This window comes from Variovorax sp. SG517 (genome assembly GCF_013376045.1).
In the GTDB taxonomy this organism is placed as follows: Bacteria; Pseudomonadota; Gammaproteobacteria; order Burkholderiales; family Burkholderiaceae_C; genus Variovorax.
Genome location: NZ_JABMJG010000001.1, coordinates 651,600 through 668,489, shown reverse-complemented (window position 1 = coordinate 668,489; position 16,890 = coordinate 651,600). Strand labels below are relative to the sequence as shown.

The window sequence follows — 16,890 nt, the reverse complement described above, 5'->3', positions numbered from 1 at the left end:
GGGTACCCACCGCGCGGCGCCGTGTCATGGCGCCTGCTTTCCGCGTCCCTAGAATGGTTCGAGGCCCCGGGGACGCGAGCGATGAAGAACACCAGGCACAGCAGAACAAGGATCCGACCGACGTCGCGCGGCTGGATGCTGGCGGCTTCCTGCTTCGGAGCGGGACTGCTCGCGGGGCAAGGCGCCCACGCGGCAGGCCATTTCGACGTGGATGACGCCAGCACGCTCGACCCCGGCCAGTGCCAGTACGAGACCTGGTGGGGCCGCACCGGCGTCGAACCCGTCACGGGTTTCCACTTCGGGCCGGCCTGCCGCGTCGGGCCCTTCGAGCTGGGCCTGAACCTCGACCGCAGCTCGGTGGACGGCGTCCATTCGGTCACCGGCGGGCCGCAGCTCAAGTGGAACTTCTACGGCCAGGCGGCCGATGCGCCCTTCAGCGCGGCGGTGTCGATGGGCGCGGTGTTCGACTTCAAGCGCGGCGGCCGCGCGGGCGGGCAGTTCGTCGTTCCCGTCACCTGGCGGCCGCTCGACAGCCTGCAGGTCCACGCCAACGTCGGCGCCGACTGGGCGACCGGAACCGGCGTGCGCACGCCGCGCGGCGGCGTCGGCGTGGAGTGGGCGCTGAACGACACGGTGTCGCTCATCGCCGAGCGCAACCGCGCGTCGAACGTCTGGACCTCGCGCGTGGGCGGGCGCTTCAGCATCACGCCGCTGATCAGCGTCGACGTGAGCGCATCGCGCACCGGGCCGCAAGGCGTGCGCGGCTTCGCGATAGGGCTGAACCACGAGTTCAGCTGGAAGTGAATGTCGATTCACCCTAGCGCAGGTGGCGCTGGATGCGCTTCTCGTCCTCGGCCAGCTGCTGGCGCATGAGCGAGATGAAGTCGCGGGCGGTGGCCGAAAGCACCTTGCCCGCCGGCAGCGCCAGCAGGCAGGTGAAATGCACGTCGACCGAGAACCGGCGCACCACCAGCCCGCGTTCCACGTAGTCGAGCGCAGTGATCGGGTTGACCAGCCCCACGCCCAGGCCGCGCAGCGCCATCTCGCACACGCTGGCCGCGTAGGGCGTCTGCACCAGCACGCGCAGCGCCACGCCGTGCGGCGCCAGCGCGGCTTCGAGCCGCTGGTGCGAGGGGTCTTCGGGGTTCAGCGAGATGAAGGGGGCCTCGGCGAGCTGCTCGGGCTTGATCGTCTTGAAGCGCTCCAGCGCGTGGCCCGGAGGCATCACCACCACGCCGGGAAAGCGCGAGAAGGTGGAATGGTCGATGCCCTCGAGCGAGAGCTCGTCGGCCATCAGCCCGAAGTCGGAGATGCCCATGGCCACGCGGTCGCGCACGTCCTTGGAGCTGAGCACCTGCAGCGACACCTGCGGCCAGGGGCTCGCGCCGCGGTGCGCCTTCAGCCGCGCCAGCGCGCGCGGCATGAAGCCCAGGCCGTAGGCCGGGAAGCAGCTGAGTTCGAGCTGGCTCACGCCGAAGTCGCGCAGGCTGCGCACCCGGTGCTCGATGGCCTCCATGCCGATGAAGACCCGTTCCACCTCCACCCACAGCGCGCGTGCCTCGGGCGTGGGCACCAGCCGCCCGCCGGTGCGCTGGAACAGCAGCATGCCGGCCTGCGCCTCGAGCCGCTTGAGCGACTGGCTGATGGCGGGCTGCGTCACATGCAGCAGGGCAGCGGCCTTGCGGGTGGAACTGCTGCGCATGAGCGCCCGGAAGGTTTCGATCTCGCCGAATCGCATCGATAAGTCTCGTTATCGGTTGAGTATCTGGGGCTGCATAATTTTATTTCCGATTGAATAAGATTTAGTCACAACTTCATCAGACGCAGACCCGTGACGACATCGCCCGTTCTGGACTTCAAGTTCGCCGCTCCTCCGCAAGATGAGCCCGGCCATTCCCCGGCCCTGGCCCATCCCCTCGGGCTGGTTCGCGACCGCACCCCCAAGCCCGTGCGCAATCCGAACCTGCGCGGCCTGCAGTGCCTGCGCTGCGATGCGCTCTACCCGGTCACGCTGACGCACGACGGCTGCCCGGCATGCCGGCGCGAAGGCATCCACGTGGCCCTGCGCGCCAGCTACCTGCCCGACAGCGCCGAGCTGATGCCCATGCCCTACACCTCCAGCTTCGCGCTGGGCGAAGGGCAGACGCCGCTGCAGGACATGCCCGAGCTGGCCCGCCAGTTCGGCGTGGCGCGCCTCGCCATCAAGGACGAGTCGTGCAACCCCACCGGCTCGCACAAGGACCGCATGACCGCGGTGGGCGTGGCGCAGGCGCTCGACTTCGACGCCCACACGCTGGTGCTGGCTTCCTCGGGCAACGCGGCCGTCTCCGCTGCGCATTACGCCTGGGCGGCAGGCCTGGGCTGCGAGGTCGCAACCTACGAGGGCATGCCGGCCACCTACGCGCGGCAGCTCGACGCGCTGGGCGCGCGGCGCTACGTGTTCTCCGACAACGCCGGCCGCTGGGCCTTCGTGCGCGAGCGCTCGCAGCACCCCGGCTATTTCGCGCTCACCAACTACCGCCTGCCCGCGCTGGGCAGCGCGCCGCTGGCGATCGAGGGCTACAAGCCGATCGCGCTCGAATGCGTGAACGAAGGCGGGCTGCCCGACCACGTCGTGATTCCCACCGCACGCGGCGACCTGGCGTGGGGCATCTATGCGGGCTTCCGCGATCTGCTGGCGGCCGGGCGCATCGCGCGCCTGCCGAAACTCTGGCTGGTGGAGCCGTTCCCGCGCCTTGCCCGCGTGTTCGCGGGGGGCGCCATCAACGGCAGCTACCCGGGCCACACGGCGCAGTTCTCCACCGCGGGGGCCACGGTGACATACCTGCAATGGCAGGCCGCGACGGCCACCGGCGGCGGCGCCGTGGTCGTGGACGACGACGAAGCCCGCGCCGCACGGCGCGTGCTCACGGCAGCCGGCGTGAGCGCCGAGCTGTGCGCGGCCGGCGGCCTTGCCGCGCTGCGCCAACTGCGAGAAAGCAACTCCATCGCTGCGGACGCGCACGTGGTGCTGATGCTGACGGCCAATGCGACCGGCGACCCGAGCTGGCCCGATCGCGCGACCTAAACCCTTCCAGGAATCCAACATGCCGACGATGAATCGCCGGGCCTTTTTGGCCACCGGCTCTACAGCCCTGCTCGCGTCTTCCGTCACCCCCGCGTGGGCCGCCTATCCCGACAGGCCCGTGAAGCTCGTCGTGCCGTGGGCGGCCGGCGGCAGCACCGACGCCATCGCCCGCGCCATGGCGCAGCGCATGAGCCAGACCATCGGCAGCCCGGTGATCGTGGACAACCGGCCTGGCGCCGCCGGCATGATCGGCACCGACGCCGTGGCCAAGGCCGTGCCCGACGGCTACACGCTTGCCATCGTCGAGCTGCCGCACGCCATTGCGCCGGCGGTGACGGCGAAGCTTCCCTACGACCTGCTGCGCGACTTCACGCCGGTGACGATGATCGGCACCTCGCCGCTGGTGTTCTTCGCGGGCATGGACGAGGGCAGCAAGGACTTCAAGACCTTCCTGAAGACGGCGGCGGCCGCGGCGAAGGGCGCGCCGCCGGCCATCGCGCACAGCGGCGCGGGCACCGTGAGCCACCTCGCGGCCGAGCTGCTGGCGAGCCGCACGAAGATCGGGTTCAACATGGTTCCGTACCGCGGCTCGGCGCCCGCGCTCACCGACGTGGCGGCAGGCACCGTGGCGGGCCACTTCGCGACGCTGGCCAGCGGCTCCAGCCTGCTTGGCGCCAATCGCATCCGGCCGCTGCTGGTGACCAGCACGCAGCGCGTGAACCTGCCCGGCCTGCAGAACGTGCCGGCGCTCGCGGAGAACGGCCTCAGGGGCCTGGAGATCGACCAGTGGTGGGCCCTGGTGGCGCCGGCCACCACGCCGCTGGACGTGATCGAGAAGCTGCGCCGCGAGGCCGTCGCGGCGCTGGAGCATCCGTCGGTGAAGGAGCGGCTGTCGGTGCTCGGCGTGCAGATGAAGGGGTCGACGCCGACCGAGCTGCGCGCCTTCCTGCGCTCGGAGGCCGCGCGCTGGCAGAAGGCCGCGCACGAGATCGGGCTGCAGCCGCAGTAAGCCCCGGCAGGGCTATTTCGCGTCGCTGTAGACGGTGGCGCGCGACACGCCCATGTGCGCCGCCGCGATCTCGGCGCCGCGGCGGACTTCCAGCATCCCGGCCTTCTTGAGTTCCTGCACCAGCTGCTTGCGGTCGGCCGGCTTCAGCGAGCGCGGCGTGGTCGCGCGCGCGGCGGCGAACTCGTCGATGCGCGCGTGGATGCGGTCGGAATGGCTGCCGCCGCCGGCTTCGAGGTGCTCGTGCACTTCCTTGTCGTCGATGCGCGTGAACTGCGAGATCGCGCCCTGGAAGCTCTGGAACAGCGTCAGGTCGACGTTCAGGCACAGCGCGGCCACGTACTCGCCGCTCTCGTCCTTGATGCCGATGGAGGTGCTCTTGACCTTGCGGCCGTCGGGAAAGGTGTTGGCGTAGTTCGCGATCACCGCCGGGAACTCCGGGTCGCGTATGCGCGCGAGGCCCAGCTCGGTGACCGAATCGCCGACCTCGCGGCCGCTCAGGCTGTTCTCGATCGCATGGATCGCGTTCTTGGGATTGCTCAGGTCGTGCACCACCACCTCGCAGAAGGGCGCGAAGGTCTGGCCCAGGCCCTCGGCCACGTTGCTGAGCATGTCGAGCAGCTGCTTGTTCGGCTTCTTCTTCATACGGGGGAATGTATCGGGTACGTATCCAGATCTGGACGAACAATCTGATTTGTACGAAATGTACAGTGTTGGATGTATTATCCAATCTTGTTCGATTTGATGATCCAGGAGCCAGGAATGACTGAACGCGCACGCTACGTCGATCCCCGAACCGGCAGGCACCATGAGCTGTCGGAACGCCGCTGGCGTTCGGACGACGGCAACCCGATGCTGGTCACGCCGCTGCCGGGCATCGGGCGCGACGACATCGATTCGCGCACGCGCTCGCTGTGGCGCTATCGCGCGGCGTTGCCGGTGGCCATCGACCGTCCCGCGAGCATGGGCGAGGGCTGCACGCCGCTCGTGCAGAAGCGCTGGGGCGGGTTCGAGCCGTATTTCAAGCTCGAATGGTTCAACCCGACCTGCAGTTTCAAGGACCGCGGCGCGGCGGTGATGATGTCCTTCCTGCGCCAGATCGGCGTCGACGCGGTGCTGGAAGACAGTTCGGGCAACGGCGGTGCCGCCATCGCGGCCGCGGGCGCCGCGGCCGGCATGCGCGTGAAGGTGCTCGCGCCCAGCTACACGCCCGCGCCGAAGGTGGCGCAGATCCGCGCCTTCGGTGCCGAGGTGCAGCTGGTGCCGGGGCCGCGCGAGGAGTCGGAATACGAGGCGGTGCGGCAGTCGGAATCGATCTTCTATGCGAGCCACAACTGGCATCCGTTCTTCCTGCAGGGCACGAAGACGCTGGCGTACGAGCTGTGGGAAGACCTGGGCTTCGTGGCGCCGGACAACGTCGTGATCCCGACCGGTGCGGGCAGCAACGTGCTCGGCTGCTGGATCGGCTTCAAGGAGCTGCTGGCGGCGGGGCAGATCGCGAAGCTGCCGCGCATCTTCGTCGCGCAGCCGCTGAACTGCTCGCCGATCGACGCGAGCTTCACCGCTGGCGTCGACACGCTGGTGGAGCGCGCCGTGCAGCCGACCATCGCCGAAGGCACGGCGATCAAGCGGCCGGTGCGGCTGCCGGAAATCATGCAGGCGCTGCGCGAGACGAACGGCCGGACCGTGGCGCTGGCCGAAGAGCAGATCGCGGCGGCGGTGCGGCGGCTCGCGGCCTGCGGCCTCTATGCGGAGCCGACTTCCGCATCGGCCGCGGCGGCCATCGACGTGCTGGCGCAGCGCGGTGACATCAGGGCGACGGAAACGACGGTGGCGCTGCTGACAGGCACCGGGCTGAAGTCGACGCAGTTCATGACCGAGCTGTTCGGCGCCGGCTGAACCCTACCAAGGCCACGCAATGCGTGTGCCCGTTCCCGTTTCGTTTGCGCGCAGGTGGAGCAGGCGCGCGACGGTCAGGTCCTGCAGTGCGAGGCCTGTCATGTCGAAGACCGTGATGTCGCCGGGGGCTCGCTCGAAAGTCGCCTTGCCGCCGAGCAGGTCGCCCAGTTCGATGCACGAGGTGCCGGGCGCCCACTGCGTTTCGCCGATCTGCTGCGCCTGCGTCCGGTCGTCGACCACGAGCCGTGCCCGCTGCAGCAGGCCTTCGGGGAGTTCGCGCTTGCCGCGGGTGTCGGCGCCGACGCAGTTCAGGTGGGTGCCGGGCTGGACGGCATCGAGGTCGAACAGCGCGCCGCCGCCGGGCGTGGCGGTGATCACGATGTCGCTGCGGGCCACGGCCGTGTTGCGGTCGCCGGCCGGCGCGATGCGGCAGCGTTCTGCGAAATGGGCTTCGAAGGCGGCATTGGGCTCGCCGCTCGCACTGATATATAGAACCTCGCGCAGCGAGGGCAGCAGCCGCAGCGCGAAGTCGAGCTGGATGCGGGCCTGCACGCCGATGCCGAAGATGCACAGCCGCGTGCTGTCGGCCCGCGCGAGCTGCTGCAGCCCCAGCCCCCCGGCCGCGCCGGTGCGCACGGTCGTCACCGTGTTGCCGTCGATGAGGCACAGCGGCCGGCCGGTGGCCGGGTCGATCAGCATGATCGTCGCCTGATGGGGCTCGCCGCCGCGCTGCCGGTTGGCCGGCCAGAAGCCGGCGGCCTTGAAGCCGAGCAGGCCCTGGGCCTGCACGTCGCCGGACTTGATGCCGAACACGCCCCCCGTGGCGAGCGGCTCGCGCACGACGGGAAACACGCGGCCCTCGCGCTCGCTGTGCAGCACGAAGGCCTCGCGCACGGCGCGGAGCACTTCGTCGGGTGAGAGGAGGGCGTCGACCTGGGTCTTGTCGAGCAGCAGGAGCCGGGCGTCGGCGGGCGCGGTGGAGGATGTCATCTGGAAATATTATCTATCTCCAGACAAAAAATCAAAATCTGACCCCGCGGGCTGCTGCCCTCAGCGGCCCGTGTGCACCTTGATACGTATCGTCGCCACGTCCCAGCCCCGGTTCCTGAGCCGGGTGACGAGCATGGGCGCCAGCTGGCGCAGCTTGGCCGCCGCCGCGCTGCCCTTGACCAGCAGGCACCAGACGTCGCCCTCGGCCGGCCCGGCCTGCACGGCCGCGCGCATGGCCGGCGGGATCAGCCCTTCGACGGCCTTCAGGCGCTCGGTGGTGTCGCGCGCGCGCGCCATCAGGCTGCCGAGCGTGGGGGCGCCTTCAGCGGCTTCCTGCAGCGAAATGGCGGGGGGGAGTCGGCGATACATGGGTAATACAGGGGTCAGAAACAAGACAGCTAAAATGCCCGGTTTGCCGGCGCTCGCGCCGGAAAAAGGCCGCTTGCTTTCGTTGAAAGCGCGCCCAACTGCTTTCACCATATCTTAGGGAATCCGGTCGAAGTGCCTGCCGTATCTCACCAGGCGCCCGCCCATCTCCACCCATGGCAACCAACTTCCTGACCCAGATTTTCGGCAGTCGCAACGACCGGCTGCTCAAGCAGTATCGCAAGACGGTGGAACGCATCAATGCGCTCGAACCCGAGTTCGAGAAGCTCAGCGACGACGCACTGCGCGCCAAGACCCAGGAGTTCAAGGACCGCATCGCCAAGGGCGAAACCCTCGATGCCCTGTTGCCCGAAGCCTTCGCCACGGTGCGCGAAGGCTCCAAGCGCGTCATGAAGATGCGCCACTTCGACGTCCAGCTGCTCGGCGGCATGGCGCTGCACAACGGCAAGATCTCCGAAATGCGCACCGGCGAAGGCAAGACGTTGACGGCCACGCTGCCGGTGTACCTGAATGCGCTGTCGGGCAAGGGCGTGCACGTGGTCACGGTGAACGACTACCTGGCCAACCGCGACGCGACCTGGATGGGCCGCCTCTACAACTTCCTCGGCCTCTCCGTGGGCATCAACCTGCCGCAGATGCCGCGCGAGGAGAAGCAGCAGGCCTACGGCAGCGACATCACGTACGGCACGAACAACGAGTACGGTTTCGACTACCTGCGCGACAACATGGTCTACGAGCCGGGCGACCGGGTGCAGCGTGGCCTGAACTTCGCGATCGTCGACGAGGTGGACTCCATCCTGATCGACGAGGCCCGCACCCCGCTGATCATCAGCGGCCAGGCCGAAGACCACACCGACCTCTACCTCGCCATCAACAAGGTCGTGCCGCTGCTCAAGAAGCAGGAAGGCGAAGCCGATCCGCGCACGGGCGAGGGCGTCACGGTGCCCGGCGACTTCACGGTCGACGAGAAGACGCACCAGGTGTTTCTGACCGAAGACGGCCACGAGAACGCCGAGCGCCTGCTGAGCGAATTCAAGCTGCTGCCCGAGGGCGCGTCGCTCTACGACCCGGCCAACATCACGCTGATGCACCACCTGAACGCGGCGCTGCGTGCACGTCACCTCTACCACCGCGACCAGCACTACGTGGTGCAGCAGGGCGAAGTGGTGATCGTCGACGAATTCACCGGCCGCCTCATGAGCGGGCGCCGCTGGAGCGATGGCCTGCACCAGGCAGTGGAAGCCAAGGAAGGCGTTGAGATCCAGGCCGAGAACCAGACGCTGGCCTCCATCACCTTCCAGAACTATTTCCGCCTGTATTCCAAGCTCGCCGGCATGACCGGCACGGCCGACACCGAGGCCTACGAGTTCCAGGAGATCTACGGCCTCGAGACCGTCATCATCCCGCCCAACCGCGTGAGCAAGCGCGAGGACCAGCTCGACCGCGTCTACAAGACCACGCGCGAGAAGTACGAGGCGGCCATCCAGGACATCCGCGAGTGCTACGAGCGCGGCCAGCCGGTGCTGGTGGGCACATCGTCCATCGAGAACTCCGAGATCATCGACGGCCTGCTCACCCAGGCGGGCCTGCCGCACCAGGTGCTCAACGCCAAGCAGCACGCCCGCGAGGCCGACATCGTGGCGCAGGCCGGCCGCACGAAGATGATCACCATCGCGACCAACATGGCCGGCCGCGGCACCGACATCGTGCTGGGCGGCAACATCGAGAAGATGATCGAGGCCATCGAGAACGACGAAGGCCGCGACGAGGCGGCCAAGCAGGCCGACATCGCCCACATCCGCGCCGAGTGGAACAAGGACCACGAGTTCGTGAAGTCGCTCGGCGGCCTGCGCATCATCGCCACCGAACGCCACGAGTCGCGCCGCATCGACAACCAGCTGCGCGGCCGTTCGGGCCGCCAGGGCGACCCGGGCTCCTCGCGCTTCTACCTGAGCCTGGACGATCCGCTGATGCGCATCTTCGCGGGCGACCGCGTGAAGGCGATCATGGACCGCCTGAAGATGCCCGATGGCGAGGCCATCGAGGCCGGCATCGTCACGCGCAGCATCGAGAGCGCGCAGCGCAAGGTCGAGGCGCGCAACTTCGACATCCGCAAGCAGCTGCTCGAGTACGACGACGTGTCGAACGACCAGCGCAAGGTGATCTACCAGCAGCGCAACGACATCCTCGACGCGGGCGAGCTCACCGCGCAGATCGCCGCGCTGCGCGAAGGCTGCTTCACCGACCTCGTGCGTCAGTACGTGCCGGCCGAATCGGTCGAGGAGCAGTGGGACCTGGAAGGCCTGGAGAAGACGCTCTTCAACGAGTGGGGCATCGACATGCCGCTCAAGAAGGAAGTCGAGGCCTCCGAGGCCGTCTCCGACGAGGACATCGTCGAGAAGGTGCTCAAGGCCGCCAACGAAACCTTCGATGCCAAGGTCGCGCTGATCGGCCAGGAGAACTTCACCCAGTTCGAGCGCATGGTGCTGCTGCAGAGCATCGACACCCACTGGCGCGAACACCTGGCCTCGCTCGACTACCTGCGCCAGGGCATCCACCTGCGCGGCTACGCGCAGAAGCAGCCCAAGCAGGAATACAAGCGCGAAGCCTTCGAACTCTTCGGCCAGCTGCTCGACTCGGTCAAGAACGAAGTCACGCGCCAGCTCATGACGGTGCGCGTGCAGTCGAGCGAGCAGCTCGAGGAGGCTGCCGAAGCGATGGAAAGCCGCGGCGAGAACGTCTCGAACATCACCTACTCGGCGCCGACCGAGACGGGCGAGGTCGAGGTGCGCGTCGACGAGGAGAGCCAGCGCCGCATCGCGGCCGCGGGCCTGGGCGCGCTCAGCGCGGAGGCTGCGGCCTTCGCCCGCGTCGGCCGCAACGACCCGTGCCCCTGCGGCAGCGGCAAGAAATACAAGCAGTGCCACGGCAAGCTGACCTGAAGCCGTCGTCCGCCACAACCTCATCCAGAGAGAGAACTCCATGCCCGTGAACCTGTCAGCCCCCGATCCTGCCGCCCTGTTCGCGGTGCCCGGCGTCCGCATCGGCGTGGCCGAAGCGGGCGTGCGCAAGGCCAATCGCAAGGACCTGACGGTCGTGCTGATCGACGAGGGTTCGGCCGTCGGCGGCGTTTTCACGCAGAACCGCTTCTGTGCAGCGCCGGTGCAGGTCTGCCGCGACCACCTGGCCGCGAACCACGGCATCCGCGCGATGGTCATCAACACCGGCAACGCCAATGCAGGCACCGGTGAAGACGGGCTGATGCGCACCCGCTCCACCTGCATCGCGCTGGCGCGCAAGCTGGAGATCTCGCCCGAGCAGATCCTGCCGTTCTCCACCGGCGTGATCATGGAGCCGCTGCCCGTCGACCGCATCGAGGCCGGCCTTCCCGCAGCCCTGGCCGACGCCAAGGAAGACAACTGGGCGCGCGCGGCCGAAGGCATCATGACCACCGACACCATCCCCAAGGCGTTCAGCCAGCGGGTGCAGGTCGGCGGCGCCACCGTCACCATCACCGGCATCAGCAAGGGCGCCGGCATGATCCGCCCGAACATGGCGACCATGCTGGGCTTCCTGGCGACCGACGCGAAGATCGATCCCTCGCTGATCCAGCCGCTGGCCAGGCAGTTGGCCGACGCCTCGTTCAACCGGGTGACCATCGACGGCGACACCTCGACCAACGATTCGTTCGTGGTCATCGCGACGCAGAAGGCCGCGCACGCGACCATCACCTCGCTCGACTCGGCCGAGGGCAAGGCGCTCGTGACCGCCATGCAGGAAGTGGCGCGCAAGCTGGCGCAGGCCATCGTGCGCGACGGCGAGGGCGCGACCAAGTTCATCACCGTGCAGGTCGAAGGCGGCAAGGACGCCGCGGAGTGCAGGCAGGTGGCCTACGCCGTGGCGCATTCGCCGCTGGTCAAGACGGCCTTCTACGCCAGCGACCCGAACCTGGGCCGCATCCTGGCGGCCGTGGGCTACGCGGGCATCGCCGACCTCGACCAGACCGGCATCGACCTGTTCCTCGACGACGTGCACGTGGCGGTCAAGGGCGGGCGCAACCCGTCGTACCGCGAGGAAGACGGCCAGCGCGTGATGAAGCAGAGCGAGATCACCGTGCGCATCGGCCTGGGCCGCGGCAATGCCAGCGAAACCGTTTGGACCTGCGACTTCAGCCACGAGTACGTGACCATCAATGCCGACTACCGGTCATGAATGAGCAGTTCCAGAGGCTGATCGAGCGGGCCGAGCAGCTCATCGGGCGCATCGAATCGATCCTTCCGCAACCGCTGGCGGAGCCCGCCGACTGGAACGCGTCCATCGCCTGGCGCTACCGCCGCCGCAGTTCGGGCCACGGCGTGCTCGAGCCGGTGAAGCACGTGGCGGCGATGTCGCTCGATTCGCTGAAGGAAATCGACGTCCAGAAGGAAAAGATCGCGCGCAACACGCAGCAGTTCGTCGAAGGCAAGCCTGCCAACAACGTGCTGCTGACGGGTGCGCGCGGCACGGGCAAGTCCTCGCTGATCCGCGCCTGCCTGCAGGCCTATGCGCCGCAGGGGCTGCGCCTGATCGAGGTAGACAAGGCCGAGCTCACCGACCTGCCCGACATCGTCGAGGTGGTGTCGCAGCGGCCCGAGAAATTCATCGTGTTCAGCGACGACCTGAGCTTCGACGAGGGCGAGCCGGGCTACAAGGCGCTGAAGTCGATCCTCGACGGCTCCATCGCCGCCTCGACGCCCAACGTGCTGATCTACGCGACCAGCAACCGGCGCCACCTGCTGCCCGAGTACATGAAGGACAATCTCTCGTACACCCACACCGAGGACGGCGAAGTCCACCCCGGCGAGGTGATCGAGGAAAAGATCTCGCTGTCGGAGCGCTTCGGCCTCTGGGTGAGCTTCTATCCCTTCAGCCAGAACGAGTACCTGACGATCGTGGGCCAGTGGCTCTCGTCGTTCGGCGTGGACGATGCGGCCATCGCGGCGGCGCGGCCCGAGGCGCTCGTGTGGGCGCTGGAACGCGGCTCGCGCAGCGGCCGCGTGGCCTACCAGTTCGCGCGCGACTACGCGGGGCGGAGCAAGGCGTGAGCGAGCAAACGCGCAAGCACACGGAGGTCGCGGTCGGCGTGCTGATCCGCCTGTCCGACGATGCCCTGCTGCTTTCCACGCGGCCCGAAGGCAAGGCCTACGCGGGCTTCTGGGAGTTTCCCGGCGGCAAGATCGAGGCGGGCGAGACGGTCGAAGAAGCGCTGCGGCGCGAGCTTCAGGAAGAGCTCGGCATCACCATCGACGGCGCCGAGGTCTGGAAGGTGACCGAGCACGACTACCCGCACGCGCTGGTGCGCCTGCACTGGTGCAAGGTCACGGCCTGGAGCGGCGAATTCGAGATGCGCGAAGGCCAGCGCATGGCCTGGCAGCAGCTGCCGCTGGAGGTGACGCCGGTGCTGCCGGGCGCGTTCCCGGTGCTGCAGTGGCTGTCGGAAGAGCGCGGCCTGCCATTCGTGGCGCCGCCGGTGGTCGCGCCTGCCGACGCGCCGGCCGGCTGATCGCTTGATGCATCCCAAGTACCGTCCGGACATCGACGGCCTGCGTGCAATCGCCGTGGGCTCGGTACTGGTCTATCACGCGTTCCCGACGGCGCTGATGGGCGGCTTCGTCGGCGTCGACATCTTCTTCGTGATCTCGGGCTTCCTGATCACGACCATCATTCTCCAGAGCCTCGCGGCGGGCGACTTCAGCTACCGCGACTTCTACGCGCGGCGCATCCGGCGGATCTTCCCGGCGCTGATCGTGGTGCTGTTCGCCACGCTCTGCGCGGGCTGGTACCTGCTGCTGTCCGACGAGTTCGCCGAGCTCGGCAAGCAGACCGTGGGCGGCGCGGCCTTCGTCGCCAACTTCGTGTTCTGGGGCGAGTCGGGCTACTTCGACACGGCCGCCGAGACCAAGCCGCTGCTGCACCTGTGGTCGCTGGGCATCGAGGAGCAGTTCTACATCTTCTGGCCGCTGCTGCTGGGCCTCGCCTGGCGCAAGGGCTGGCCGATCGTGCGCGTGGTGCTGGCGGTGGCGGCGGTCTCGTTCGTCGTGAACGTGACCACGGTGCATCCGCTGCCGGCCGCGTCGTTCTACTCGCCGGCTTCCCGTTTCTGGGAGCTGATGGTGGGCGGCATCCTGGCCTGCATGCGGCTGAAGCCGCCGGCGCCGAGCGTCTGGCGCAGCCATTTGCAGTCGGTGGTGGGCGTGGGGCTGATCGTGCTCGGGCTGGTGATGATCCGCAGCAACAAGGCCTTCCCGGGCTGGTGGGCGCTGCTGCCCACGCTGGGCGCCGTCAGCTGCATCGCCGCGGGGCCGAACGGCGTGCTCAACAAGTACCTGCTGTCGAACCGGGTGATAGTGTGGATCGGGCTCATCAGCTATCCGCTGTACCTGTGGCATTGGCCGCTGCTGGCCTTCGTGCGCATCGTGGAGGCCGACCCGCTGCATCCGTCGCCGGTCTACCGCGCGGGCGCGATGGTGGCCGCCGTGCTGCTGGCATGGGGCACGTACCGGTTCGTGGAGCGCCACACCAGGAGCCGACCCGGCACGGGCGTCCTCAAGACGCTGGGCGCGGGCATGGTGGTGGTCGCCGCGCTGGGCACCGCGATCTTCTTCGGCGTGCCCGGCCCACGGAACAACAGCGACCGGCTGCAGGTCGTCGCCAACGCCACGCTGGACGCCGACTACTACGCCGGCTTCAAGCTCGACCAGATCGGCGAGCAGCTGGTCTACAAGACCGGCAGCGGCCCGAAGCGCGTGCTGTTCGTGGGCGACAGCCACGTGCAGCAGTACGCGCCGCGCATCATGGAGCTGTCCCGCACGCTGTCGATGCCCGACAAGTCGGCCTGGTTCGTGACCCAGGGCGCCTGCCCGGCGGTGCCGGGCGTGCAGGTCGACAAGAACATCGGCTGCGCCGAACGCCGCGACGCGATGCTGGCCTATGCGATGGGCCCGGAGGTCGACTCGGTCGTCGTCGGTGGCTGCTGGAACTGCTACTTCGTCGGCCACGGCGCGCTGGAGTACTACTTCCGCGGCGCCGACAACAATGTCCATCCGTTCCAGGGCGGCGACGGCATCGAGCGTTCGCTGGCCTCGCTGGAAGCCACGCTGCGCGAGCTGGCGCGGCACAAGAAGGTGTTCCTGCTGCTCGACAACCCCGGCGGTCCCGAATTCACGCCCAAGCGCCTGATCGAAGGCAGCCGCCTCACGCACATGGAGGCGATGACCTCCTCGCCGACGGTTCCGCTGCCGGCGGACCAGAAGCAGCTCAACGACCGGCTGCGCGCCATCGCCGAGGCGAGCGGGGCGGAGCCGATCGACGCGATGGCGGTGCTGTGCAGGGACGGTGCCCATTGCCTGGTCACGCTGCCCGACGGCGCTCCCGCATACAAGGACGCCGACCACCTGCGCCCGCGCTACACGCGCGAAGAGGCGAGCTACTTCGACCGCACCGTGCGCAGCGCGCCGGCGCAGCAGCCGTCGCGCTGAGCGGCCGTTCGCCAGCCGACCGACCGATCGATCGAAGAAGACGCAGCGACCATGCATCCCAAGTACCGCCCGGACATCGACGGCCTGCGAGCCATCGCGGTCGGCTCGGTGCTGGCGTACCACGCCTTTCCGAGCCTGCTGCCGGGCGGCTTCATCGGCGTCGACATCTTCTTCGTGATCTCGGGCTTCCTGATCACGACCATCCTTTTGCAGAGCCTGGCGGCGGGCGACTTCAGCTATCGCGATTTCTACGCGCGGCGCATCCGGCGGATCTTCCCGGCGCTGGTGCTGGTGCTGCTGGCGACGCTGGCCTTCGGCTGGTACGTGCTGCTGCCGGGCGAGTTCTCGCAGCTGGGCAAGCAGACCACGGGCGGCGCGGCCTTCTTCGCCAACCTCGTCTTCCTGGGCGAGGCCGGCTACTTCGACGCCACGGCCGAGACCAAGCCGCTGCTGCACCTATGGTCGCTGGGCATCGAGGAGCAGTTCTACATCTTCTGGCCGCTGATGCTGGGGCTGGCCTGGCGCAGGCGCTGGCCGATGCTGCGCGTGGTGCTGGCGGTGGCCGTGATCTCGTTCCTCGTCAACGTGCTGACGGTGCAGGCGCACCGCGCGGCGGCGTTCTACTCGCCGCTGTCGCGTGCCTGGGAGCTGATGGCGGGCGGGCTGCTGGCGGCGATGCGGCTGCAGGCCGCCGCTTCGGGCGCGGCCGGTTCGCGTCCGTGGACGAAGCACCTGCAGTCGATCGCCGGCATGGCCCTGCTGGTGCTCGGCCTGGTCATGACGCGCAGCACGAAGGCGTTTCCGGGCTGGTGGGCGCTGTTGCCGGTGCTGGGCGCGGTGAGCTGCATCGCCGCGGGGCCGAACGGGGTGCTCAACAAGTACCTGCTGTCGAACCGGGTGATGGTGTGGATCGGGCTCATCAGCTACCCGCTGTACCTCTGGCACTGGCCGCTGCTGTCCTACGCGCGCATCGTGGCCGGTGGCGAGCCGCCGCTGCAATTGCGCATCGCGCTGGTGGCGGCGTCGGTGGTGCTGGCCTGGGCCACGTATCGCTTCCTGGAGCGCTTCGTGAAGCTGCACCTCTCGCAGGCGATCCTGCGCGGGCTGGCTGGCGCGGGCGCGGCGCTGGCACTGGCCGGGGTGCTGGTCTTCCTGGGCACGCCATCGCCGCGCCACGACAGCCCGGCGCTGCAGGCGGTGGCCGACGCCACCCGCGAAGACAACTACTACGACGGCTTCGAGGAGTCCGCGCTGGGCAACCAGTTCGTCTACCGTGCCGGCAGCGGCAAGCACAACGTGCTGCTGATCGGTGACAGCCACGTCGAGCAGTACGCGCCGCGCGCGCTCGAACTCGTGCGCACGCAACCCGACAAGGCACGCACCGTGTACTTCGCGACCAAGGGCTCGTGCCCGCCCGTGCCCGGCCTGTTCAGCAGCCTGGACACCGGCTGCGACGAGCGGCGCAAGGCGGTGCTCGAACTGGCGCTGAAGCCGGAAATCGATTCCGTGGTGCTGGGCGCCTGCTGGAGCTGCTACTTCACCGGCGCAGGGCCGACGGTGAACTTCTTCGTCGACGACCGAAAAGCCGTGCACCCGTTCATCGGCGGGGACGGCATCGACCAGTCGCTCAGGTCGCTCGGCGAGGTGCTCAAGCGCCTCTCGGCGAAGAAGACGGTCTACCTGGTGCTCGGCAACCCGGTGGGCATGGATTTCGACCCGCTCGGGCAGATCCAGGGCAGCCGGCTGGGCAGGATGACGGCCGCCTCCGGGCAGGCCGGGGCGCCGATGCCGGAAGACCAGGCGCGGTTCAACGAGCGGTTGAAGCAGGTGGCGCTGGCCAATGGCGCGCGGGTCATCGAGCCCTTCGCCAGCCTGTGCTCCGACGGCCGCTGCCTTCGCAGCATGCCCGACGACGGTTCGCCGGCGTACAAGGATATCGGCCATCTCCGGCCCCGTTATGCGCGCAGCTTCGCGACGTACATCGACCCGGCGCTGCTCGACGCCAGCCCGGGCGGAAAGTAGCC

Annotated in this window: 14 protein-coding genes; 10 read left to right on the top strand and 4 right to left on the bottom strand. The window is 68.5% G+C overall.

Annotation, left to right across the window (positions count from 1 at the left end):
• Nucleotides 1-81: 81 nt before the first annotated feature.
• A complete protein-coding gene (locus tag FHT32_RS03045) occupies nucleotides 82-804 on the top strand; it encodes a hypothetical protein (protein WP_256098849.1) in 723 nt (240 codons plus the stop codon).
• Between the two features lie 13 nt (nucleotides 805-817).
• On the opposite strand, the gene FHT32_RS03040 is transcribed toward FHT32_RS03045, so the two are convergent.
• Entirely contained in the window at nucleotides 818-1,738 is a 921-nt protein-coding gene (locus FHT32_RS03040) for a LysR substrate-binding domain-containing protein (protein ID WP_176663154.1), read from the bottom strand.
• 93 nt (nucleotides 1,739-1,831) lie between these two features.
• Here FHT32_RS03040 and FHT32_RS03035 point away from each other — a divergent pair, with 93 nt between their 5' ends.
• Both FHT32_RS03035 and FHT32_RS03030 read left to right on the top strand, forming a co-directional pair.
• Entirely contained in the window at nucleotides 1,832-3,067 is a 1,236-nt protein-coding gene (locus FHT32_RS03035; protein ID WP_176663153.1) for a pyridoxal-phosphate dependent enzyme, read from the top strand.
• Nucleotides 3,068-3,086: 19 nt separating this feature from the next.
• On the top strand, nucleotides 3,087-4,076 hold the full coding sequence (locus FHT32_RS03030; protein WP_176663152.1) for a tripartite tricarboxylate transporter substrate binding protein: 990 nt from the start codon (nucleotides 3,087-3,089) through the stop codon (nucleotides 4,074-4,076).
• A gap of 12 nt (nucleotides 4,077-4,088) precedes the next feature.
• On the opposite strand, the gene FHT32_RS03025 is transcribed toward FHT32_RS03030, so the two are convergent.
• The gene (locus tag FHT32_RS03025) at nucleotides 4,089-4,718 is read right to left on the bottom strand and encodes a transcriptional regulator (RefSeq protein WP_176663151.1); all 630 of its coding nucleotides are present in this window, start codon (nucleotides 4,716-4,718) and stop codon (nucleotides 4,089-4,091) included.
• 117 nt (nucleotides 4,719-4,835) lie between these two features.
• Between FHT32_RS03025 and FHT32_RS03020 the strand changes: the two genes are divergently transcribed.
• On the top strand, nucleotides 4,836-5,972 hold the full coding sequence (locus FHT32_RS03020; protein ID WP_176663150.1) for a pyridoxal-phosphate dependent enzyme: 1,137 nt from the start codon (nucleotides 4,836-4,838) through the stop codon (nucleotides 5,970-5,972).
• A 3-nt stretch (nucleotides 5,973-5,975) separates the two neighbouring features.
• Here FHT32_RS03020 and FHT32_RS03015 read toward each other — a convergent pair whose 3' ends face one another.
• Entirely contained in the window at nucleotides 5,976-6,962 is a 987-nt protein-coding gene (locus tag FHT32_RS03015) for an ornithine cyclodeaminase family protein (RefSeq protein ID WP_176663149.1), read from the bottom strand.
• 60 nt (nucleotides 6,963-7,022) lie between these two features.
• Entirely contained in the window at nucleotides 7,023-7,331 is a 309-nt protein-coding gene (locus FHT32_RS03010; protein ID WP_176663148.1) for a hypothetical protein, read from the bottom strand.
• 173 nt (nucleotides 7,332-7,504) lie between these two features.
• Between FHT32_RS03010 and secA the strand changes: the two genes are divergently transcribed.
• From secA to FHT32_RS02980, 6 genes are read left to right on the top strand one after another with little or no spacing between them, the layout of a single operon-like run.
• Nucleotides 7,505-10,291: a preprotein translocase subunit SecA gene (secA, locus tag FHT32_RS03005; RefSeq protein ID WP_176663147.1), complete on the top strand. Its 2,787-nt coding sequence runs from the start codon at nucleotides 7,505-7,507 to the stop codon at nucleotides 10,289-10,291.
• 40 nt (nucleotides 10,292-10,331) lie between these two features.
• Nucleotides 10,332-11,561, top strand: coding sequence for a bifunctional glutamate N-acetyltransferase/amino-acid acetyltransferase ArgJ (argJ, locus tag FHT32_RS03000; RefSeq protein WP_176663146.1), 1,230 nt, complete (start codon nucleotides 10,332-10,334; stop codon nucleotides 11,559-11,561).
• Nucleotides 11,558-12,433 carry an ATP-binding protein gene (locus FHT32_RS02995; RefSeq protein WP_176663145.1) on the top strand — a complete coding sequence of 292 codons (876 nt, stop codon included), beginning with the start codon at nucleotides 11,558-11,560 and terminating at the stop codon, nucleotides 12,431-12,433. The genes argJ and FHT32_RS02995 overlap by 4 nt, the downstream gene beginning before the upstream one ends.
• Complete coding sequence (locus tag FHT32_RS02990; protein ID WP_176663144.1) at nucleotides 12,430-12,891, top strand: NUDIX domain-containing protein; 462 nt, start codon at nucleotides 12,430-12,432, stop codon at nucleotides 12,889-12,891. Before FHT32_RS02995 ends, FHT32_RS02990 begins: the two co-directional genes overlap by 4 nt.
• Before the next feature lie 7 nt (nucleotides 12,892-12,898).
• Nucleotides 12,899-14,866 carry an acyltransferase family protein gene (locus tag FHT32_RS02985; RefSeq protein WP_176663143.1) on the top strand — a complete coding sequence of 656 codons (1,968 nt, stop codon included), beginning with the start codon at nucleotides 12,899-12,901 and terminating at the stop codon, nucleotides 14,864-14,866.
• Nucleotides 14,867-14,917: 51 nt separating this feature from the next.
• Nucleotides 14,918-16,888, top strand: coding sequence for an acyltransferase family protein (locus FHT32_RS02980; protein WP_176663142.1), 1,971 nt, complete (start codon nucleotides 14,918-14,920; stop codon nucleotides 16,886-16,888).
• Nucleotides 16,889-16,890 lie beyond the last annotated feature (2 nt).